General features: G+C 40.1%; 15 protein-coding genes. 13 read left to right on the plus strand and 2 right to left on the minus strand.

Annotation, left to right across the window (positions count from 1 at the left end; all coding sequences use genetic code 11):
* Window positions 1–273 precede the first annotated feature (273 nt).
* The 4 genes from KYH19_RS10300 (at window position 274) to KYH19_RS10315 (ending at window position 9,004) form a co-directional block, all read left to right on the plus strand.
* Entirely contained in the window at window positions 274–3,486 is a 3,213-nt protein-coding gene (locus tag KYH19_RS10300; RefSeq protein WP_219078629.1) for a SusC/RagA family TonB-linked outer membrane protein, read from the plus strand.
* Between the two features lie 9 nt (window positions 3,487–3,495).
* A complete protein-coding gene (locus tag KYH19_RS10305; RefSeq protein WP_219078630.1) occupies window positions 3,496–4,875 on the plus strand; it encodes a RagB/SusD family nutrient uptake outer membrane protein in 1,380 nt (459 codons plus the stop codon).
* Window positions 4,876–4,885: 10 nt separating this feature from the next.
* The gene (locus tag KYH19_RS10310; protein WP_219078631.1) at window positions 4,886–6,070 is read left to right on the plus strand and encodes a TlpA disulfide reductase family protein; all 1,185 of its coding nucleotides are present in this window, start codon (window positions 4,886–4,888) and stop codon (window positions 6,068–6,070) included.
* Window positions 6,071–6,145: 75 nt separating this feature from the next.
* A complete protein-coding gene (locus KYH19_RS10315) occupies window positions 6,146–9,004 on the plus strand; it encodes a pitrilysin family protein (protein WP_219078632.1) in 2,859 nt (952 codons plus the stop codon).
* Window positions 9,005–9,161: 157 nt separating this feature from the next.
* On the opposite strand, the gene argS is transcribed toward KYH19_RS10315, so the two are convergent.
* Window positions 9,162–10,934, minus strand: a complete 1,773-nt coding sequence (gene argS / locus KYH19_RS10320) for an arginine--tRNA ligase (RefSeq protein ID WP_219078633.1) — start codon at window positions 10,932–10,934, stop codon at window positions 9,162–9,164.
* Between the two features lie 373 nt (window positions 10,935–11,307).
* On the opposite strand from argS, the gene KYH19_RS10325 reads away from it, so the two are divergent.
* From KYH19_RS10325 to KYH19_RS10345, 5 genes are all read left to right on the plus strand, one after another.
* Entirely contained in the window at window positions 11,308–12,753 is a 1,446-nt protein-coding gene (locus KYH19_RS10325) for an arginine deiminase family protein (protein ID WP_219078634.1), read from the plus strand.
* 86 nt (window positions 12,754–12,839) lie between these two features.
* Entirely contained in the window at window positions 12,840–13,751 is a 912-nt protein-coding gene (gene ctlX, locus KYH19_RS10330) for a citrulline utilization hydrolase CtlX (protein WP_219078635.1), read from the plus strand.
* 667 nt (window positions 13,752–14,418) lie between these two features.
* Window positions 14,419–14,997 carry a PhnA domain-containing protein gene (locus tag KYH19_RS10335; RefSeq protein ID WP_219078636.1) on the plus strand — a complete coding sequence of 193 codons (579 nt, stop codon included), beginning with the start codon at window positions 14,419–14,421 and terminating at the stop codon, window positions 14,995–14,997.
* A gap of 350 nt (window positions 14,998–15,347) precedes the next feature.
* The gene (locus tag KYH19_RS10340) at window positions 15,348–16,736 is read left to right on the plus strand and encodes an arginine decarboxylase (protein ID WP_025146786.1); all 1,389 of its coding nucleotides are present in this window, start codon (window positions 15,348–15,350) and stop codon (window positions 16,734–16,736) included.
* 181 nt (window positions 16,737–16,917) lie between these two features.
* Complete coding sequence (locus KYH19_RS10345) at window positions 16,918–17,814, plus strand: DUF72 domain-containing protein (RefSeq protein WP_219078637.1); 897 nt, start codon at window positions 16,918–16,920, stop codon at window positions 17,812–17,814.
* A gap of 127 nt (window positions 17,815–17,941) precedes the next feature.
* On the opposite strand, the gene KYH19_RS10350 is transcribed toward KYH19_RS10345, so the two are convergent.
* A complete protein-coding gene (locus KYH19_RS10350; protein WP_219078638.1) occupies window positions 17,942–18,439 on the minus strand; it encodes a DUF1579 domain-containing protein in 498 nt (165 codons plus the stop codon).
* Between the two features lie 96 nt (window positions 18,440–18,535).
* Between KYH19_RS10350 and KYH19_RS10355 the strand changes: the two genes are divergently transcribed.
* The 4 genes from KYH19_RS10355 (at window position 18,536) to rnr (ending at window position 24,442) form a co-directional block, all read left to right on the plus strand.
* Window positions 18,536–19,249 carry a 3'-5' exonuclease gene (locus KYH19_RS10355; protein WP_219078639.1) on the plus strand — a complete coding sequence of 238 codons (714 nt, stop codon included), beginning with the start codon at window positions 18,536–18,538 and terminating at the stop codon, window positions 19,247–19,249.
* Complete coding sequence (locus KYH19_RS10360) at window positions 19,249–20,955, plus strand: ABC transporter ATP-binding protein (RefSeq protein ID WP_219078640.1); 1,707 nt, start codon at window positions 19,249–19,251, stop codon at window positions 20,953–20,955. Before KYH19_RS10355 ends, KYH19_RS10360 begins: the two co-directional genes overlap by 1 nt.
* 6 nt (window positions 20,956–20,961) lie before the next feature.
* Window positions 20,962–22,002: an exo-alpha-sialidase gene (locus tag KYH19_RS10365; RefSeq protein WP_219078641.1), complete on the plus strand. Its 1,041-nt coding sequence runs from the start codon at window positions 20,962–20,964 to the stop codon at window positions 22,000–22,002.
* A 307-nt stretch (window positions 22,003–22,309) separates the two neighbouring features.
* Entirely contained in the window at window positions 22,310–24,442 is a 2,133-nt protein-coding gene (rnr, locus tag KYH19_RS10370; RefSeq protein ID WP_132397006.1) for a ribonuclease R, read from the plus strand.
* Window positions 24,443–24,444: the final 2 nt, after the last annotated feature.

The raw sequence follows: 24,444 nt of genomic DNA on the forward strand, positions 1-24,444 counted from the left end.
GCAATATCACCAATCAACTAATCAATCAACCAAACCAACATGAATAACCGCCATCACGATCCTTAAGAAGGAACCGACGAAAAGGTTTTTTAGCATATTGATCTTTCAAAAACAAAGTAGCCAAGGATGGTGGAACATCCCTGGCCGTGTTTTGCTAAAACCTCATCTTATCAGGTAATGAATCAATTCAATTTTAACAGATATCAAATGTATAAAAATTATAATAAGATTTTATGCAAGCCTTTGTGCTGCTTTTATAAAATATTGTTTATCATGAAGTTAACAACTATCATACTCTTAACAACGTTGCTTCAGGTGAGCGCCACCGGATTCGCCCAAAAGGTTACTTTTGTGCAGAAAAACAGTACGCTCAAAGAAATTTTCGGAGCGATTAGAAAACAGACAGGTTACGATGTCGTAGCCTCTTCAGATCAGCTTTTTCAAACGGTAAAAATAGATGCAGGATTCAGGAACGCTCCGCTGGAAAAAGTACTGGAAAAATGTCTGGAAAATCTCCCGTTCAGTTATGCGATAGACGAACATTCGGTGATTATCAGCAGGAAAGAAAAGTCTGTAGCCGAAAAAATTATCAGCTTATTCACCCCTAAAATAACAGTAAGCGGGGTGGTGAAAGTAAAACAGGGACCGCTCGGGGGCGTATCCATAATGGTAGAACGTACACACAGGGTGAGCCGGACAAAAGATGATGGTAGTTTTTTGATCGAAGGGCTTGAAAAGGAAGATGTACTGATCGTGAGTTATATTGGCTATCAGCAGCAGAAAATACGTGTGGCAGATGTTGAAGGGGTAATTAATATTGAACTGAAGCCCAGCACCAATGTCCTTGATGAAGTGCGGGTGCTGGCTTATGGACAAAAAACTTCCCAAAGAACAAATACCGGATCTACAGTCTCTATAGATGCAGCTGTATTGGAGAAAACACCCACTTCAGATCCTATTGCTGCATTACAGGGCAGGGCCGCAGGCCTGTTGATTACCAATAACAGTGGCTTGCCTGGCGCACAAGTTAGTGTGCAGATAAGGGGGATCAATACATTGAATCTTGATGGAAAAGCCAGAATGCCACTCTATATCGTAGATGGGGTACCTTTTACTTCAAGTTCTATTGCTGGTTTAACCAATCTTGGTATATTGACTAATGGATCAAGTGAAAGTCCATTTAAAAGTATAGATCCCAGTTCAATTGCAAATATCGAGGTCCTTAAAGATGCGGATGCGACGGCGATCTACGGCGCGCGCGGAGCCAATGGAGTGATCCTGATTACGACAAAAAGAGGTAAAGCGGGCCAGATACAAATCGGGGCCGATGTTTACGCTTCTATTGCTAAAATTCCACATTACATTGATATGCTGAATACGGAACAATATCTTGACATGCGCAGACAGGCTGCAATCAATGATGGGATAGAAATCACCGAAGATGCATTCCCTGATTTAACCAAGTGGAGCCAAACGAAATATACCAATTGGCAAAAGGAGTTTTTTGATAAAACGGCGTTGACGCAAAATGCAGAGCTGAATATCACTGGTGGAAGTAATCAGACCCGTTTTTTGCTGGGAGGAGGATATAGAAATGAGAAAACGGTATACAATACGAAGGATGGACTAAAAAGTGGAAATATAAGGTTCAATGCCGATCACAATTCGAAAAATAATAAATTGAATCTTGCCTTGACCCTCAGCTATTCAGGTGATAGGAACACGGCTATCGCCCTCGATCCTGTTGCTTTTTACGCTCTGCCACCCAATTACTCCTTATATAATGAGGATGGCTCTTTAAACTGGGGAGTGCCTAATCCGATTGCCACTTCATTAAGCAAGATGGAAAGCAAATCTAAAAGTGCCATCACCAATTTTGTGGGAAGTTACAAAGTATTGCCTGACCTGACGCTGAAAGCCAGTGTAGGTTATACTGATTTACGGATCAGGCAAATGATGTTAACGCCTATCGCCGCACAAGACCCTAAATCATCTGATCCTCAAGGCTACACCTATTACGCAAATAACAGAAACAACTCATTCACCTTTGAGCCCCAGGCAGATTATGTGCTTCACCGTGGAAACAGCACTTTCCGCGCCTTACTTGGCGGTACCTATATTGATAACAGATCTTCAAATTATGCCTTAAATGCTTATGGCTTTACGGATGATACTTTGTTAGGCAATGTCTCAGCAGCACAAAGGTCTGATACCACGCAACTTGGAAGTCAGTATCGCTTTCTTTCAGCCTTTACCCGTATAGGCTATGAATATCAGAATGAATTGTTCGTGAATGCAACATTAAGACGTGATGGTTCCTCTCGTTTCGCACCCGGTAAACAGTTCGGTGATTTCTGGTCGCTCGGTGCAGCCTGGATTTTTACAGAACGCCAATGGATGAAATCGGCAATGCCCTTCTTAAGCATGGGTAAACTGAGGGCAAGTTACGGATTGAGCGGTAATGACAATATTGGTGATTACAGTTATTTCGTGAACTACGAAAAAACCTTCAACAAATATCAGGGAACCGGACTTTATCCTAAAAACCTTTTTAACAGTGATTATCAATGGGAAGAAAATAAAAAATTCGAAGCCGCAATAGAACTTGGTTTCCTGAACGATGCAGTGATGCTTACCGTAAACTATTACCGGAACCGTTCAGGTAACCAGCTGGTAGCGTATCCTTTGGCTTCACAGGTTGGAGTGGGCGAAGTAAATCAGAATATGGATGCAAAGATCCAGAATAGCGGATGGGAATTTATGTTGAACACTTCGCAGATTAAACACAAAGATTTTAGCTGGACCTCAAGCTTTAATTTAAGCGTTGGAAGAAATAAATTGCTATCGTTCCCTGACCTGGAAAATTCCTCATATAAGGATCTATATGCCATCGGCAAATCCTTATCATTGTTCTGGGGATTCGACTTTCAGAAAATAGATCCTCAAACCGGTAAACCTGTGTACAGGGATGTGGATGGAAATGGCATTATAGAATATCCGAATGATAATGTTCCGTTAAGTAACCTTTTGCCAACATTTTACGGAGGTTTTACTAATAATTTCTCTTATAAGCGATTTGACCTGGATATTTTCCTAAGCTTTAAAAAGAGCGGACGAAATAGTCTCCTGAATTTGAGCCCAGGTGCTTCTTTGAGTAACCAACCTGTAGAAGTACTCGACAGATGGCAAAGCTCGGAAAATCCGGGTAGCCGCATCGCTTATACTACAGATGGTGCCCTGATATACACGTATAATTCAAGTTTGGCCACTGCCTTTAATAATTCTTACATCAGGCTTTCGAATGTTTCACTTGGATATAACTTCTCAGAAAAACAAGCTGGGAAATTGGGGATGAAAAATTTGCGTGTGTACGCGATGGGTAATAATGTGTTTACGCTGACCAACTATCCTGGCTTTGATCCTGAAACAGGTATCAGTATGCCTACCCTGCGGTCGTTTACTTTTGGTCTGAAAACAACTTTTTAAAATTATACAATGAAAAATTTGATATACCGCATAGCTTTCCTGCTGATGCTGACTGTTGTTAGCACATCGTGTAAAAAAATATTAGAAGTAAAACCTGAGTTCATCAGAACTACCGAACAAGTATATGCCAATGATAAATCTGCAGACAGTGTAGTGGTTGGTATGTATGCTCAATGGGCAAGTAACAGTGGTTTATTTGATATCCCTGTGGCCGGAGGGCTTTCTTCTGATGAATTGAAGCCAGGATCATCATTAGACGACGACTTCCTGAATATGTACCATAACCGGCTAGACCCTGTCAACTCCTCTACCAAAACCTATTGGTCAGATTATTACAGTGTAATCTATACCGCAAATTCGATTATAGAAGGTGTTGCAACTTCGAAAGGCATGACTACTTCAGGGAAACAAAAAGCTACCGGTGAGGCATTATTTATGCGTGCTTTTTGTTATTTCTATCTCGTCAATTTTTTTGGCGATGTGCCATTGGTAACCAGCACAGCTTATAAAGAAACTAAGAATTTTCCCCGTACACCAGTCGCTAAAGTATACGCACAAATACTGGAAGACCTGCTAAAAGCCGAGAGTTATCTTGGTGATCAATATCCTACCGCTGGTCGTGTAAGGGCAAATAAATGGGTGGTTAAAGCATTGCTGTCGAGAGTATATTTATATACCGATGACTGGAAGAATGCCAGTCTTAAAGCTTCCGAAATTATCGAAAATCGTAATCAGTATAGCCTTGGTGTGATGGAAGGAACCAGCGCAGATGATGCGGAGATGGATATTTTTCACAGCGATAATAAAGAATCTATCTTTCAAATGTGGAATGAAATTGGGTATGGTATAGGGGGGCAAACCCTGGGTGATGGTGCTTATGTCGCCGTTGCGGATGAAGGTAGCAATAGTCTTATCGATGCTTTTGAAGACGGCGATAAACGCAGATGGAATTATATTAATGAAGAAACCGGCGGTTACAGGATCTACAAATATAGATTAGACGTTGAAAATCCAGCATACAAGGAATATACTGTAGTTTTCAGGCTTGCGGAGCAATATCTGATTCGTGCAGAAGCCTTAGCTAAACTTGGCCAAACTGATGCTGCCGTTCAGGATGTGAATACTATCCGTAACCGTGCGGGGCTTGAAAATCTGGATGATGGACAAACCGAAAGCTCGATTCTTGATGCTGTAGAACAGGAAAGAAGAGTGGAGTTGTGTTTTGAATGGAGCGATCGCTGGTTTAACCTGCGCAGACTTGGACACCTTGACCAGGTAATGTCAGAAAATAAACCCACCTACTGGAAGTCTACCGCTGCCCTATACCCGGTACCAAGGGTAGAAATACAAAATAATCCAAAATTGACACAAAACCCAGGTTACAACTAAATCTATAAGAATGAACACATATTATCACAGATCGATCCAATTTATACTTTTTCTGTTGCTGATTACAGGCAGCACTGTGTCTTTTGCGCAAAAGAAAGCTCCGAATTACACATTAAAGGGAAAAATAACAGGCATGAAACCCACTGATAAAGTGACTGTATACCTTGAACGTTATATAGGCGATGACATGCAACAGGATTCTGTCCTGGTAAAAAACGGAACCTTCAGTTTCCGCGGGAACGTAAAGGATCCGGTATGGTCAGTCCTTTCTTATTCCCTAACCTCTAAAGGAAAGAATCAGAAAGACGAAGCTGTGCGCCCGTCCTTTCAATTGTTTATTGAGAAAGGGGTTTTGAACATCTCTTTTCCCTTGGGAAACATTACACAACCCATATTTTCAGGTTCTCCATTGAATATAGAAAAGGTAGCTTATGAAAATAAAACAGCGGCACTTACAGAGGCTTTGAGTGATGCGAGGTCTGCTTATTTCAACATTGAGGACCTGATGAGTGACAGCACACAAAATAAGGAAAAGCTCAGACAGCAGATGAAGACAATAGAAAAGGCATCAGATTCGCTGGATCAGATAAAAATCACAACAGACAGTTCATATATAGCCCGTCATCCCTCCAATTATTTCAGTCTTTACCTTTTATCAGAGTCTTTCAGGCACGGAATGCCTTTTGAAAAAACCATGGACTTGTTTAAACAAATTATGGCCCCTTTGAAACTGACTGCAGTTGGAAAAAAACTGACTGCAGACCTTAAACTTGCACAAAAAGTAAGTGTTGGGATGGTGGCACCAGAATTTTCCCTACCTGATTCTACCGGAAAGTTAGTCAGCTTATCTTCCTACAAGGGAAAATATGTGCTTGTCGATTTCTGGGCCAGCTGGTGTGTGCCTTGCAGGCAGGAAAATCCTAATGTAGTTGCGGCCTATCAAAAATTTGCTGCACACAATTTTAACGTACTGGGCATCTCTTCAGATTTTGATAAAGGCTCCTGGATGACCGCCTTGCGTGAGGATAAATTATCCTGGCCAAATCTACAGGATGTTGGCTCCAAAGTCGGTAAACTGTTTGATGTGACTATGATCCCGTCGAATTTCCTGATTGACCCGAACGGCAAGATTATCGCAAAAAACCTAAGGGGAGCAGCACTGGAGCATAAACTGGCAGAAGTGCTTCCCCACTAAATCAGGCAGATCACAGCTCACAGCACAGCGCAGTATAGCTGATGAAAAACCAGCATTATAAATTTTATTACCCATATGAAAATCTACAAAATTAATATAGCCCTGCTTATCGCAGGCAATTGCCTGCCTTTGCTTGCGGGAGCACAACACAAGCCTGCTAAATCCACTGTTGCCGTTCACCATACTGTTCGGCCGGGCACAAAACTGATTCCGCTGGATCCCTCGGTGCGTACCGGGAAGTTGGCTAATGGTTTTACCTATTATATCCGCTATAACAATGAGCCTGAGCACCGTGTAGTGATGTATCTTGCCAATAAGGTAGGATCTATCCTGGAGACAGATGAGGAGCAGGGACTTTCACATTTCCTGGAGCATATGAGTTTTAATGGAACGGAGCACTTTCCCAAAAGTGAGCTGATCAATTATCTCCAGAAAGCCGGTGTAAGGTTTGGTGCCGATTTAAATGCCTACACCAGTTTTGATGAAACAGTTTATCAGTTACCGCTGCCGACAGATGATCCTGCGGTAATGAAAAACGGGCTGCAGATTATGCGCGATTGGGCACAAGGACTAACACTTGAGACTGCCGAGATTGAAAAGGAGCGCGGTGTGATTATGGAAGAAGAAAGGTTGGGTAAGGGCGCTGAAGATCGCATATTAAGACAAACCCTTCCGGTGATGGTAAATAACTCGCGTTATGCCTCACGTTTGCCTATTGGTAAAGCAGATGTAATCCTTCATTTTAAACCAGAAGTGATTCGCAATTATTACCATAACTGGTACCGTCCTAACCTGCAGGCCCTTATTATTGTAGGTGATATCGACGTGGCAAAAATGGAACAACTGATCCGGCAAAAATTTGCTGACCTGAAAAACCCGCCAAATGAAAAACCAAGGGTAAAGTATAGTTCTTCCTTAACAGGAAAAAACCAGTTTCTTGCGGTAACGGATAAAGAATTGACCAATACGGTTATAGAAGTTAATTCCAAGCATAAAGAGCAGAAAATTTATACAGAGAATGATTACCGTGCTTCACTGCTGAGAAATCTGTTCAACGGAATGCTGAGCAGGCGTTACATGGAATTATCACGGCAAGCCAATCCTCCGTTTTTAGAAGGTGGTGCCGCAATTCGTGAAGTTATGCCAGGACTGGAAGCATTTAAACTTTATGTTAGCTGCAGGCCCGGAGAAGTGGAGAGTGGATTTAAAGCGGTGTGGAGGGAAACGGCCAGGCTGCAGCGGCTGGGCTTTTCTAAAACAGAGCTTGAGCGTTCCAAAAGGGAGTATCTGAATGATATGGAAGCGATGATGCAGGAAAAGGATAAAATGACTTCCAATACCTATGTAAATGCTTATATGAACCATTTCCTTTATGGCGGGGCCGCTCCTGGATTAAGCAAACAAAATGAAATGGTAAACCGGTTTATTCCTACAATTACGCTTGCAGAGGTAAATGCACTAGCCAAAGAATACATCAGGGAAACCGACAGGGATATCATTGTGACCGCACCTGAAAAGGATAAGGCAACTTTACCGGCCGAATCTGCTGTTTTAGCCTGGATAAAGGAAGTCAATGCAGAAAAGATGGATGCTTTTAAAGACGATGTAAGTACGTTGCCCTTACTGGCTCATATGCCGGTACCCGGAAAAATTGTGAAGGAGGAGAAAGATGCCAAAACCGGACTTACTTTCCTTACCCTCAGCAATGGTGTAAATGTGATCCTGAAGAAAACAAACTTCAAAAATGACGAGATTGTTTTCCAGGCTTTTACCAATGGGGGAACATCCTTATACAGTGATGCGGATTATGAAAGTGCAGCTAATGCCTCAAATATTATCTCTTCAGCAGGTGTAGGGAATTACAATGCCAGTCAGCTGGAAAAATATCTCTCAGGTAAACAGGTATCGGTTTTTCCTTTTATAGATGAGCGTATGCAGGGCTTTATTGGGAGTACAAATGCCAAAGATATGGACAGTGCCTTTAGTTTGCTGTATGCATACGCTACAGAACCGCGTAAAGATGAGCAGATTTTCAAAGGGATTATCTCCAATGCAAAAGCGGCCCTGGTGAACAAAGACGATGATCCTGAATCGGTTTTCAGTGATACAATGACTACAGTTTTGGGGAACTACAATGTCCGCCGTACGCCTGCTAACCTGGAGAAGATTGCACAGATCAGCCTTAATCGCGCATATTCGATATATAAGGAGAGATTCGCCAATGTAACAGGGATGAAATTTGTCCTTGTAGGAAATATAGACGAGGCAAAATTAAAGCCTCACCTGGAAAAATACATCGCTTCCCTTCCTGCAAACGGAAGCATAGAGGCAGCAAAAAATCTGGACATCCATGTGCCTGAAGGCTTGATATCCAAAACAGTATATGCTGGTAAGGAAGATAAGGCTATGGTTTACCTGATTTTTTCTGGAAAGTTTGATTATGATTACGCGAGTACCCTGAAGATGCAGGCACTAAAAGAAGCTTTGGAAATCCGTTTACTGGAAAGATTGCGGGAGGAAGAAAGTGGGGTTTACTCTCCTGCAGCGGAAGTAAGTACCCGTAAATTGCCTGATGGCAGATATGGTATATCTATCTATTTCGGCTGTTCACCAGCAAATGTAGAAAGGATGATTGCCTCTGCGGTGGATGAGGTTGAAAAGTTGAAGAAAGCTGGCCCGGCACCGGAAAACATTGAAAAGTTTAAGGCAGAAGACTTACATACGATGCAAACCACGATGAAAACAAATAATTTCTGGCTGGATTACCTGACTGGACAACTCAGCAATGGTGAGCCGCTGGACCAGATCAGCGACTACAACCAGATCATCAAAGGAATGACTGCAAAAGAGGTAAAAGATATTGCAGATAAATACCTGACCGGCAAGAATTATATCAGATTGGTACTGCTGCCAGAATCGGCTAAAGCAAAATAATTAATCACCCCTGCCCTTTCCATCTGTAAATACAGAACAAAGGGCAGGGTAATTATCTATATTATTAAAATGTACTATGAATACTCTATTTTGCATAATAATTAAGAATCGTAGTAGGTGTTTCCATTTCACATCATACATTCTTACATCATCCATCTTACATCCGCTCTGGCGAAGTAATTCCTAAAATCAACATTCCGGCATGAATGATATCGGCGGTTTTTTTGCTCAGGTTTAAACGGAACTGTTTCGCTTCACCTTCTTCCGTTTTTACAATTGGCGGTACCTCATGGTAAAATTTGTTAAACAGTTTAGCCAGTTCGTATAAATAGTTAGCCAAACTCGCCGGACTGTAAGCTTTTGCAGCAATAGCAATCTCTTCAGGATATTTTGCCAATTGCAGAATCATTTCCAACTCCACATCGCTTATCCCGCTAAACGCCAAACTCCCAACGCCAAACTTATAATCTGATTTGCTCAGCAACGATTTAATCCGCGCATGCGTATATTGAATAAACGGCCCGGTATTCCCCTGAAAATCGATACTCTCAGCCGGATTAAACAATAAACGTTTTTTCGGTTCAACCTTTAAAAGGAAATATTTTAAAGCGCCCAAACCTATATTTTTATATAATTCTTCTTTATCTGCTTCACTAAAATCGTTGGTTTTACCCAATTCTTCTGTTTTTTCACGGGCGGTGGTTACCATGCTCTCTATTAACTCATCGGCATCTACAACGGTTCCCTCGCGGCTTTTCATTTTACCATTTGGTAAATCGACCATTCCGTATGATAAGTGGTATAAACCTTTTGCCCAGCTTTTGCCCAGTTTTTCTAGAATCAGGAACAACACTTTGAAATGGTAATCCTGCTCATTTCCGACCACATAAATCGACTCATCCATATTGAAATCGTCGTGTTTCATTTCAGCAGTACCTAAATCCTGCGTAATGTAAACTGAAGTTCCATCCGCACGCAAAACCAGTTTCTGGTCTAAGCCATCTGCAGTTAAATCGATCCATACCGAACCATCTTCTTTTTTAAAGAAAACGCCTTTGGCCAAACCTTCATCAACCGTACCTTTTCCTAACAGGTAGGTATTGCTTTCGTAATAAAACTTATCAAAATCTACCCCAAGGTTTTTATATGTTACATTAAAACCAGCGTAAACCCACTCGTTCATGGTTTTCCAAAGCGAAACTACCTCTTCATCCCCTTGCTCCCATTTCAACAGCATTTGTTGTGCTTCTTTAATTAATGGTGCATTTTTCTTGGCTTCTTCTTCAGTTTGTCCTTCCGCTTTTAAAGTATCAATCTCTTTTTTATACTCTTTATCGAAAATTACATAGTATTTTCCAACCAGGTGATCGCCTTTTAAGCCTGTGCTTTCAGGCGTTTCGCCATTGCCCCACCTTTGCCAGGCCAGCATCGATTTACAGATGTGGATCCCACGGTCGTTAACCAGGTTTACCTTCACTACATCGTAACCGTAAGCTTTAAGCAGTTCAGAAACCGAGTAACCCAACAGGTTATTACGCACATGCCCCAGGTGAAGCGGTTTATTGGTATTTGGCGACGAATATTCTACCATTACCTTTTTACCATTCGGTGCATATACGCCAAAATCAGGCGATAAAATTTCTTCATTAAATTGTTTTAAGAAATAACTTTCAGCAATGCTTAAGTTTAAAAAGCCCTTAACTACATTAAATTTGGTAATATCAGCTACGTTAGCGACTAAATATTCGCCAATTTCAGTGGCCGTTTGTTCTGGCGATTTTTTCGAAATTTTAGTGATGGGAAAAACAACAATGGTTGCCTGTCCTTCAAATTCTTTACGGGTTTCTTGTATGTTGATTACACTTTCGGCTACTTCTTCCTTATAAAGTTCAAAAATGGCTTTCTGTGTTTCGGCAATAATAAAATTCATGTGCCAAAAATAGAGAAAAAAGTCCGAAGTCGGGAGACCGAAGTCTGAAGATTTTTTTAGCCTAAATTTCAATTTTCATCGTTTTTAAAGGGTTTGGAAAGCTAAGCAGTGCTAGTCGGTACCGATAGTCCTTCTTTCCGCTATAGTCCCGATTGAAGGAATCGGGAGCTGCCGCTTCAATAAGGTTTATTTGGCTGGTTCTGTGTAAAAAAAGTCAGAGGTCCGAGGTCGGAAGACAGGGTGCTTATAACATAAAACTTATTAGTCTTCAAAATTTTTGACTATGTACTTTCAAACTATATCTTCCGACTTTCGGACATCGGACTTTCGGACTCTCAAAAATTCTGATAGATTTGCAATAACTAACTTTTTTATGAGCGAGCAGAACCCCAATTTTAAAGTGAGCGTAACCACCGAAATCGGCAGATTGCGTAAATTATTAATACATAGTCCTGATAGTGGATTAGGCAAAGTAGTACCCTCAAAGGCACAAGATTGGCTTTTCGAAGATATTGTCCATTTAGATACCATCCGTAAAGGCGAATACGATTATTATATTAAACTGTTGATGTATTTTCTTGATCCTGATAAGATTAAAGGAAAACTGGCTGAAATAGATTCAGAAGCATCCAACCGTAATTATTATAAACCTAACCACCCCGATTTTCATAATTCTAAATCGGTAATCGAGATTCAGAACCTGTTAAGTGAAATGCTGGAGGACGAATCCATCCGTAAAAAACTGGTTGCTGCTGTTTGTGCGATTGAAGGTTGTACTTATAAAGTTCAATTGGAATTAACCAATACCGATCCGAAACAATTGGCAGAGATTTTTATCTCCGGAACATTGGCCAACGATACCATGATTTTTGCGCCAATCCCTAATTTAATTTTCACCAGAGATGTGGGCATAACCATTAACAACCACATCCTGTTAAACAAACCGGCAAAAAAAGCTCGTGTGCGCGAAACACTTTTAATGCGTTATATTTTCTTCAACCACCCTTTGTTTGAAGGTTACCGCAATAATATTCTCGAAATTCCAGATGTGACCATGCACTTTTTACGTCCGGGCGATGAACCAGCTTTCAGCACCACTTTAGAAGGTGGCGACGTGATGATGGTAAGCCCTAATCATGTATTAATTGGCTGTAGCGAAAGAACCTCTGAACATGGTGCCAATGAAGCGATTAAACTGTTGTTCGATCAGGATGTGGTAGAAAAAGTTACCGTGGTAAAAATACCAAGCAAACGCGATTATATGCACCTGGATACTGTTTTTACACAGGTTAAACGCAATACCTGGGTCATTTTGAATTCCATTGCCCATTCACCAAAATATAATCCTTACGAGCCGATCAACTTTTTAAAAGAACCAGAAAAATTAGAGGCCACCACTGCTATCCAGTTTACTAAAGCCAATCCACAGGAACCTAAACATTTCGAACACGTAGAAGCTTTATTAAACGATATTAGCCAGAACGACTTAAAAAGCACTGAACCCACTCAGATTATCTACAGCGGAAATAACCAGTTCCCTTACGATTCGAGAGAACAATGGACGGATTCTTGTAACCTTTTAGCGATTAAAGAAGGTGTGGTTTTAGGCTACGATAGAAACGATAAAACTGTTGAAGCCTTTAAAGCTGCCGGCTTTGATATAGTGGATGTGAAAGATTTGATCCAGGATTTAGAAAGCGGCAAAATAAGCGCCGAAACCATAACCGATACCTTGATTTTAATGCCATCGGCAGAATTATCACGCGCCCGTGGTGGTTTTCATTGTATGAGTTTACCTGTTTTGAGAGACAATTTATAGCATGTAAAACGTAAGATGGTAAATGGATGACGGGCAATCGCCCGGAACAGTTAACCAATTAACCGGTTTAAACAATTAACCCAAAAATGCAGACGACCAATCACATTTTAATGATCCGCCCCGTTGATTTTAAATTCAACGAGCAAACGGCAGGAAACAATAAATTCCAGGTTGCTTCTACCGAAAGCAATGTACAAACAGCTGCGCTAAAAGAGTTTGATGCTTTTGTTGCCTTATTGCAGCAAAATGGCGTAGATGTTACCGTGATAGATGACACTTTGGAGCCTGAAACACCGGATTCTATTTTTCCGAACAATTGGGTTTCTTTCCACGATGATGGCTCAGTATATCTTTATCCTATGTTTTCTGAAAACCGCAGGTTAGAGCGCAGAAATGAAATATTAGAAGGATTGAAAGACCATTTTGAAGTTAACCATATCAGCGATTTAAGCTTTTACGAACAACAACATGCGTTTTTAGAGGGTACCGGAAGCATGGTACTAGATCGTATCAACAAAATTGCTTACGCCTGCTTAAGTGTGCGCACAGACGAAGAAGTGCTAAACAATTTTTGCATGCTTACCGGATACGAGCCAGTTGCTTTCCAGGCGGTAGATGGATCAAATTTCCCGATTTACCATACCAATGTGATGATGTGCATTGGTGATCGTTTTGCAGTAATCTGTCTGGATTCGATAAAAGATCCTGAGGAGAAATTAAATGTAACCATCAGTTTAAAAAGCACTGGCAAAGAAATCATCGAAATCAGTCTGGAACAGATGAATAAATTTGCAGGTAATATGTTACAGGTAAGTAATGCCGAGGACGAAAGTTTATTGGTGATGTCCGAACAGGCTTTTTTATCTTTAACTGCTGAGCAGATTGCTGCGCTTGAACAATATAGCAGAATCATTTATGCACCACTTTACACCATTGAAAAAAATGGTGGTGGCAGCGCGAGGTGTATGCTGGCTGAGATACATTTACCTGGTAAATAGGCTATTACCTAATATCCTTGGCAGGTGGCGCACCAGCCAAGCCAAATAATATACATGAGGTTGATGAGCCACCAACCTTGGGATTGTGAACCTGCTTTCTCCTCGCCATGGTTCGTGTCTCCACGAACCATTATATTTTTGCCACGGAAGCTCGGAGCGCACGGAAAACCCATCTGACAAATGCACACTCGCTATTAAGCCTCAAATAGCAGCACCAGCCTAATTTAATAAACCTGATCGGAACGAACACGAGTGCAACGAGTAAAGTGGAGAGCAGGGCTACCCAAACCGATAAAAAAGCAACCTGCTTTCCAAATGATCAGCAAACATTCCTCGCCGTGTTTCGTGTCTCCAAGAACCATTATATTTTTGCCACGGAAGCCCGGAGTGCACGGAAAAACCATCTGATTAATGCACACTCGCTATTCAACCTCAAATAGCAGCATCGGCCTAAATACATAAACCTGATCGGAACGAACACGAGTGCAACGAGTAAAGTGGAGAGCAGGGCTACCCAAATCGATAAAAAAGGAACCTGCTTTCCAAATGATCAGCAAACATTCCTTTCTATTAAACCTAAATATAAATATTTCTCCACTGCGGTCGAAATGACGATCCGCGTGATTCCAATTAGTTTTATTACTTTCGCCAAAAATCCAGTATCAAGATGTCTTTAGCACAAGAATTACAGACCCGTTCGGGCAATAAATGCGAATTATGCACCGCTGAAACCAATTTATCAGTGTACGAAGTGCCGCCAACCAGCAATGCCAATAGTGATAACAGTATTTTAGTTTGTAAAACCTGTTTAGACCAGATTGAAAAAACAGAACAGCTTGCACCAAACCATTGGAAAATATTAACAGAAACCATGTGGTCGGAATTTGCCCCGGTACAGGTTGTTGCCTGGAGAATGTTGAGCAGATTAAGAAATGAAGGCTGGGCAGCAGATAGTCTGGATATTTTATACCTGGAAGATGAAACTTTGGACTGGGCTAAAAAAACCGGCGACCACGAGCAAGACGGAACAGTAGAATTCCATCAGGACAGCAACGGTACGCGATTATTTGAAGGCGATACCGTGGTTTTGGTTAAAACGTTAGATGTTAAAGGCTCTACTTTGAGCGCTAAATTGGGTACTGTTGTTAAAAACATCCGATTAGTTCATGATAACATTGAACAGATTGAGGGTAAAGTAGAAGGACAAACCATTGTAATTTTAACCAAATATCTCCGCAAAGGATAAAGCGCTATTTGGTGCTTGATTAGACTACTTGCTACCAAACCCAAATAACAGCACGGTCCTTTTCAACTAAACTTGATCGGAACGACACGAGTGCAACAAGTAAAGTGGAGAGCAGGGCCAACCCAAACCTATAAAAACAGGAACCTGCTTTCCAAATCTTAAAACTTAAATATATTATCAATAACTGTTTTACAGACCATTAACAAAATAAAACCATCTACGTTCAATCCAAAACAACTTCTCGTCGTTTTTTGTAATCAGGCTAAACGTTTCCTTACAGTAAAAATATTTTCAATACCGTTTAATTCTCGATTTAAAATTACATTTTTGCAAAAATTATTTAAAAGTAAATGCAGAGTTACTCAGAATTTCTCGATCTAAGCGTTGGTTTTCCACAGGAAGGCTTTGATGTTATAGATGATGAGTTATATTTTCAGGATTTAAACCTGATGGAAATGATCGAAACTTACGGTACTCCCCTACGTTTCACGTATTTACCGATGGTAAGTAAGAAGATTCAGCAGGCGAAGATTCTTTTCCAAACCGCTATTTTAAAGAACAATTATCGTGGCGATTACAAATATTGCTACTGTACAAAAAGCTCGCATTTTAAGCATATTGTAGAAGAAGCGTTAAAAAATAACATCCACCTGGAAACTTCTTCGGCTTTTGATATGCCAATGGTTGATGCCCTGGAGAAAAAAGGTGTATTAACGAAAGATACCACTATCATCTGTAATGGTTTTAAAACCTACCAGTACAAACAATATATCATTGATATGTTGCACGATGGTTATACCAATATTATCCCGGTTTTAGACAACAAAGAAGAGTTTAATCTTTTTGATGACGAGGTTGATATTGATACTCCTTGTAATTTAGGTATCCGTATTGCCGCTGAAGAGCAGCCTGACTCGCAGTTTTATACTTCGCGTTTGGGTGTACGTATGGAAGATATTATCGATTTTTATAACAACAAAATCGTTCACAACCCTAATTTCAGGGTTAAGTTGTTACACTTTTTCATTAACTCGGGTATTACCGATTCGCCATATTACTGGAACGAGTTAGAGAAATATGTAACCCTTTACTGCAAGTTCAAAAAAATCAATCCTGATTTAGATACGCTGGATATTGGTGGTGGTATGCCATTTAAAGATTCGCTGGTGTTCGATTTCGATTACGAATACATGGTAAACGAAATTGTGAAAAGGATTAAAGAAATCTGTGCTATCCACGAGGTAATGGAACCAGATATTATTACCGAATTTGGAAAATATACCGTTGCTGAGGCATCTGGTATCCTTTATAAAGTACTGGGGCGTAAACAACAGAACGACCGTGAGCGTTGGTTGATGTTAGATGGTTCTTTCATCACCAATTTACCTGATGTTTGGGCCTTAAATCAAAAATATATTTTATTGCCGATTAACAATTGGGATGCAGAGTACGAACGGGTGAACTTAGGTGGCATTACCTGCGATGGACAGGATTATTACAACCAAGAAGCACACATGAACAGTGTATTTATGCCTAAAACACGTAAGGTGCAGTATTTAGGTTTCTTCCACACGGGTGCTTACCAGGAAGTGTTGAGTGGTTATGGTGGTATTCACCACTGTTTGTTACCAAGTCCGAAACATGTGTTGATCCGCAGAAACCGCGACGAAAGTTTCAATTTTGAGGTTTTTGGAGAAGAACAAAATAGTAAACAGGTGTTGAAGATTCTGGGTTACTAAGTCAGTTTCCAATTGGCAATTTTCAATTCTCAGTTTTAGGTTATGGAAACTATTAACTTTCCACAATAAGCTAAAGCAAAGAACAAGTTTCTTATTTTTACAATATATAAATACCTTAGTTGAATAAGCTAAGGTATTTTTTTGCCTTAAACCTTTTACCTTACACCTAAAACCTAAAAAAATGCAATTCGGTAAAGTAGACGATCCTTCGATTATAGATTATACCCTTCCTGCTGATGCTCCTGAAACAGCAGCAATTTTAGCAGCAAATAAAGCTAAACAATCTTTCCAGGCTTACGTGGGTTGCGCTAAATGGAATAAGGCCGATTTAAAAGGTTTTTATCCAAAAGGGACCAAGGATGAATTAACTTATTATTCTACCCAGTTTAATTCGATTGAATTGAATGCCACTTTTTACGGCATGCCTACCCGCGAGCAGGTAATTACGTGGACGCAAAAGACACCTGTAGATTTTAAATTCTTTCCTAAACTAACCAATACCATCAGTCACTTTAAAAGGTTGATCAATGTTAAGGAACCCGTAGAGCAGTATTGTGATGCCATCAGTAATTTCGAAGATAAGCTGGGAATGGCTTTTCTCCAATTGCACGATAACTTTAAACCGAAAGATTTTGAGAGGTTAAAAATCATGATCAACGAATTTCCAAAGGTAATTCCACTGGGTGTTGAAGTGAGAAATACGGAATGGTTTACCAATCCCGCCATTGCGAATGAATTTGCAAAACTTTTCGAAGATAATGGTATAACCAACATCATTGTCGACACTTCGGGCAGAAGAGACATGTTACACATGCGTTTAACTACGCCAACTGCTTTTGTACGTTTTGTAGGAGCCAATGATGATAAAATTGATAAAAAACGTTTAGATGATTGGATCGAAAGAATTGTGGTATGGAAAGAGCAAGGTTTACAAAACCTTTATTTCTTTGTACACCAAAATGTGGAACTTTCGTCTCCACTATTTTCAGCCTATTTTATCGACAAACTGAATAAAGCGGTAGGCACTGATTTAAAGATCCCGGTAATGGCGAATCAGGCTTCGCCAAGCTTGTTTTAATCGATCCAAAACCTGCGAGGTTTAAAATAATGTTAGTCGAGATTTGCAATCTCGACTGAAAGAGTTGTGGATTTATAATCCACTTAAGGGTTCTCAAGTCGGGATTACAAATCTCGACCAACAATATTTAATTTCTCTTATAAACCGTTTCAGTAGCTTTCGCTTCTTCGCCTTCTGGCGAAACGTTATAAGCCGTTAATACGATTTCATTTTCGTTAATTATTTCAAGCGTGGTTCGCCAGCCCCAAAGCTGTTCACCATATTCCGGACTGCCGTATTCGCCAAAAACAGAAAAACCGTTTGTTGTAGCCACACCGCTCGAAAGCATAATCTGCGTGCCCATGTGAAAACTATCAACCCAGCTTGTTGTAAATCTTTGGTAAGGAATATCGAAACCGACAATCATTTTGCCTTCAAAAGCTTTTCCTTCCAAACTTCCCTGGTAATCAAGAGAAATAAAACGGTTACCCAAAATAGAAGTAATTTTTGCTTCAGTTGGAGATTCATCTGCCAGCACATCTTTTTCAAACCAGGTTTTGGTTATCCCACTCCAGGCACCAATTAAACTTTGAAGCTTTTGGTGAGCACCATCAGCTAAAGATTGCTCAAATTTACTTTTCGCCATAATCCAAACTTATAAAATTTAAGTAGCATTGTTAATTGTTTACATAGAAGATTTTGAATTGAAAATTGTAAATTGTTAACTGAAAACTATCGATGTATGCTAAAGGCTTTAGATCTCAATCAGGTAATGGTTATCGATATAGAAACTGTTCCACAATATCCATCTTTTCAGGATGTACCACCCCATTTCCAGGAACTTTGGGAGCAGAAAACTCATTATCAGCGAAGTTCTGAACAAAGTCCGGAAGAATTTTATGAAAAAGCCGGCATCATGGCCGAATTCGGTAAAATTATCTGTATCAGTCTGGGTATTTTCAGTATTCAAGGCAAATCCTGTTCATTACGCATCAAATCCATTTTTGGCCATGATGAAAAAGAAATGCTGCACCAGTTTTCTGCTTTATTAAGCAAACAAATGCCCACTTTGATGTTCTGTGCGCACAATGGAAAGGAGTTTGATTTCCCCTATATCTGCCGCAGATTACTAGTTAATGGCATAGAAATTCCTGTTCAGTTACAGCTTTCAGGTAAAAAACCCTGGGAGATTAACCACATCGATACGATGGAGCTTTGGAAATTTGGCGATTACAAGCATTTTACTTCCTTAAACCTTTTGGCCGCTATTTTAGATATCCCAACACCTAAGGATGATATCAACGGTGCGCAGGTTAGACAAGTTTATTATGAAGAAAAAAATCTTGATAGAATTGTTACCTATTGCCAGAAAGATGTAATTACTACCGCCCAGGTATTGTTAAAATTTAAAGGTATGGATATAATTCCGGCAGAAAACATTACCATTGTAACCTAATGTTAAACGTTGAGCATTTAAATATCGATTTTTATAACCAGGATGAAAAAACCTGGTTTAAAGCCGTAAAACAGATCAGTTTTAATGTAAAAAAAGGAACTGTTTTAGGTATTGTTGGCGAGTCAGGCTCTGGAAAATCAGTTACCTCTTTCTCCATTATGCGTTTGCATGATGAAGGTGCGGCAAAAATTACCGGAGAAATAGATTTTGAAGAGATTAGCCTGCTCAATCTCAGCTCGAACGAAATCCGCCAGATCAGGGGAAACCAGATCTCGATGATTTTTCAGGAACCAATGACATCGCTTAACCCCGTTTTTACCTGCGGATACCAGGTAGCAGAAGCCATCATGTTACATCGAGAGGTAGATAAAGCAGAAGCGAGAAAACATACCATTGAACTGTTCAACGAGGTACAGCTACCCCGCCCAGAGAAAATATTTGATAGCTACCCACACCAGATATCAGGCGGACAAAAGCAAAGGGTAATGATTGCTATGGCTTTAAGTTGCGATCCAAAATTATTGATAGCCGATGAGCCCACTACAGCATTAGATGTAACCGTTCAGAAAACGATTTTACAGCTCCTGTTAAAACTCAAACAGGAACGGAATATGGCGATGATCTTCATTTCGCACGATTTAGGCGTGGTAAACGAAATTGCCGATGAAGTTGCTGTAATGTACAAAGGCGAAATTGTAGAGCAAGGCCCGGCAAAATCTATTTTTGAAAATCCGCAACATCCATATACCAAAGGTTTGCTTGCCTGTCGCCCCTCACCTGGCCTACAATTAAAAAAATTGCCTGTGGTGGCCGATTTCCTTACCGGAAAAATTGATGATGCTTCGGCACATTTACAGGCTTCAAACCAACTAACAACAACTGAAATAGCCGCAAGGAGGGAGAAACTTTACGCCCAGAAACCTTTGCTTCAGATTAAAGACCTGTGTACGTGGTATCCTATCAACAACGGTCTTTTTGGCAAAACGACTGATTATGTTAAAGCCGTTGACCAGTTGAATTTTGAGGTTTTTCCTGGCGAAACCTTAGGTTTGGTTGGTGAATCAGGTTGTGGTAAAACCACACTGGGCCGCACCATTTTAAGATTAATCCAGCCAACATCCGGCGAAATCATATTTAATGGCGAAGACATTACACACATTTCAAGAAATGACCTGCGCAAATTAAGGAAAGATATTCAGATCATTTTCCAGGATCCTTATGCTTCATTAAATCCAAAATTAAGCATCGGTCAATCGATTTTAGAGCCGTTACAAGTGCATAAATTGTATGGTAACGATAAAGAGCGTAAGCAAAAAGTATTGGAATTGCTTGATAAAGTAGGCTTAAAAGAAGAACATTTTAACCGATATCCGCATGAATTTAGCGGCGGACAAAGGCAGCGTGTAGTGATTGCCAGGGCTTTGGCTTTGCAACCTAAATTTATCATTTGCGATGAATCGGTATCTGCTTTAGATGTCTCCGTTCAGGCGCAGGTTTTAAACCTCATCAAAGATCTTCAACGCGAATTTGGACTCACTTATATCTTCATTTCTCATGATCTAGCTGTTGTAAAACATATTTCAGACCGTATTTTAGTGATGAATAAAGGAAAAATAGAAGAAGAAGGTTTTCCAGAGCAGATATTTTATGCGCCAAAAGCAGCTTATACCAAAAAACTGATCGAGGCTATACCAGGACATCAATAATAGAAAATGTTTAGATCTCTTTCAATTGTTTTTATACTGATTTTTCTTTCTTTAAACGTTTCTGCGCAAAAAGTGGAAATTATTCAGTCGACTACTATTTTTGAAAAGGCTCCATTTGAGGCTTGTCACGCCTCTACCCTGGTTGATTTAGGCAAAGGAAAAATAATGGCAGCCTGGTTTGGCGGTAAACATGAAGGCAGTAAAGACGTTGCAATCTGGTCGTCAATAAAAACCGGAACACAATGGAGTCAACCAATCCAAATCGCAAATGGGATAATAAACGATACGAGCCAGTTTGCCTGTTGGAATCCTGTTCTTTTCAAAACAAAAAATGGCACCTTATTTTTACATTATAAGGTCGGTGCAAATCCCAGAACCTGGTGGGCAGAATATAAAACATCTGTTAACAACGGGAAAACATGGTCTAAAGCACATAAATTGCCAAAAGATTTTTTAGGACCAATTAAAAACAAACCTTTCCAATTACCTAATGGAACAATTCTTTATCCCTCAAGTACAGAAAGTTTAGATGAAAAAACATGGGCAATCCATATTGAAAAATCGGACGCTGATGGTAAAAACTGGAAAAAGATTAATATTAATTGCGATACTTTTGGTGTAATCCAGCCCTCTATTCTCACCTATCCTAATGGGAGACTCCAGTTATTGTGCAGAAGCAGGCAGAATGTGATTGTAGAAAGCTGGTCGGATGATAATGGCGAAACCTGGTCAAAACTTAAGGCTACTCAATTGCCTAATCCAAATTCGGGTAGCGATGCCGTAACGCTAAAAGATGGCCGGCAATTACTGGTTTACAATCCGTTAACAGCAGGCAAAAACTGGTGGGAAGGCAGATCGGTATTAAAACTGGCCCTATCAACTGATGGTGAAAACTGGGAAGACATTTATACCTTAGAAAACCACGATAAAGGCGAGTATAGTTACCCGGCCATTATTCAGGATAAAAAAGGGAACATACATTTAAGCTACACTGCCGAAAGAAAGAAAATTACTTATGTGGAGATCAGCGTAGTCCATAATCCATAGTCCATAGTCCATAGTCCATAGTCCATAGTCCATAAGATGGAATGAATGCTAAAAATAAGGTTTAATCTGGGATATTATTTATTTGGTTCATGGTTAATCGTTGATAGTCAGTAGCAATTTTCCCTAACCAGTCTTGGCTATTAACTATGAGCTATTAGACCATCAGCCAGGTAGCCTGTTTGCTGTACTAATGAACCAATGGCCAATGAACTATTGAACGATAAACCATCATTCATTTTACATATTATACCCTATATTTTCCATCCTGAGCATCTTTTCTGTATCTTCGGTAAATTCAGTTTAGTATATGGCAAAGAAAAAATCGGCAAGTATAAAATTAGTTCTGAATCAATTGGTTAGTGATGTTTTTGAAAAAAACAATAATCAGCTGCTTAATTACAAGCAGGTTTCGGCCAAATTAAATTTGAACGATCAGGAATCAAGAGAAACCATTCTCGAGATCTTAAAAGAAGGGAAAAGTGCAGGGATTTTCTTAGAACCAGAAAAAGGTAAATTTAAACTTAAAGAACTGCAGAACTTCATTATCGGTACGGTTGATATGACTGCCGATGGATCAGCATACATCATTCCGGAAGATGAATTTGAGAAAGATGTTTTTGTAGCTCCACGAAAACTCAAAAATGCATTGCATGGTGATACTGTAAAGGCTTATGTTTTTGCAAAGAAAAGCGGTCGTAAAAACGATGGAGAAGTTGTCGAAATCCTTAAAAGAGCAAAATCAGATTTCACAGGTGTTATCAAGATATCAGATCGCTTCGCATTTGTAATTGCGGACGATAAAAAAATGATGCATGATATTTTTGTGCCCCTGGCCGATACCCACGAAGCCAAAAACGGTCAGCGTGTATTGGTAACCTTATCAGATTGGCCTGAAAGTGCAAAAAATCCAATCGGAATTGTTAAACACGTACTGGGTAACCAGGGCGAGAACAATACCGAAATGAATGCTATTTTAGCACAGTATGGTTTTCCATTAGAATTTCCACCACAGGTAGAACGCGAAGCCAATGCCATTCCTGAAGAAATTCCTGCAGCAGAAATTGCAAAAAGAAAAGATTTTAGAAAAGTATTAACTTTTACCATAGATCCGGCAGATGCGAAAGATTTCGATGATGCCATCTCTTATCAAAAACTTCCTAACGGAAATCACGAAATTGGGGTACATATTGCTGATGTTTCACATTATGTAATCCAGGGAACTGATTTAGATAAAGAAGCATATAGTCGCGCCACTTCCGTTTATCTTGTCGATCGCGTAATCCCCATGCTACCTGAGCGCTTAAGCAACGGCGTATGTTCACTTCGCCCCCATGAAGATAAATTGTGTTTTGCAGCCGTTTTTGAACTGGATGAGCAGGCGAACATCCAGTCTGAATGGTATGGCAGAACAGTAATCCACTCAGACAGAAGATTTAGTTACGAAGAGGCGCAGGAAGTAATTGAGAATAAGGAAGGTGATTATGCTCAGGAAATATTAAAACTTAACGAATTAGCCTATATCCTTCGCGACCGTAAATTCAAAAACGGCGCCATCAGTTTCGAAAGTACCGAAGTTAAATTCAAACTGGATGAAGCGGGCAAACCCATTGGTGTTTACGTAAAAGAGCGTAAAGATGCCCATAAACTGATTGAAGACTACATGCTTTTAGCCAACCGTAAAGTTGCCGAATTTATCGCCAAGAAAACTAAAGGAAAAGACAAACTGACCTTTGTTTATCGTGTGCACGATTCGCCAAACATGGAAACTTTAAATACTTTTGCAACTTTTGCTTCGCGCTTCGGTTACAAAATCAACACCAAATCGGATAAAGAGATTGCCAAATCGCTGAACAATTTAATGGCCGATGTGGAGGGCAAAAAAGAACAGAACATTTTAACTTCGCTGGCCATCCGGTCAATGGCAAAAGCAATTTATTCGACTAAAAAAACCAGTCATTATGGTCTGGCTTTCGAATATTATACCCACTTTACTTCCCCTATCCGGCGTTATCCCGATGTAATGGCACACAGGCTTTTACAAACTTACTTAGACGGCGGTAAATCAGCCGACATGGAGTTTTACGAAGTCGCCTGCGTACATTCTTCGGCTATGGAGAAGAGGGCCGCAGATGCCGAACGAGCCTCTATTAAATATAAACAAGCCGAATACTTAGAAAATAATATCGGTACGGAGTACAAAGGGATTATTTCTGGCGTTACCGAGTGGGGAATGTATGTAGAAATTGAAGAGAATAAATGTGAAGGCATGATTCGTTTAAGAGACATATCAGATGATTTTTACGTACTTGATGAGAAAAACTACTGTATTGTAGGCCAACGCAAAAAGAAAAAATACCAACTTGGAGATGAAGTGATGATCAGGGTGAAAAAAGTAGATCTTTCCAAACGTCAAATCGATTTTACCTTAATTCCTGATTAAAA

Origin of the sequence: Pedobacter sp. D749, from assembly GCF_019317285.1 — a bacterium.
Lineage (GTDB): Bacteria > Bacteroidota > Bacteroidia > Sphingobacteriales > Sphingobacteriaceae > Pedobacter.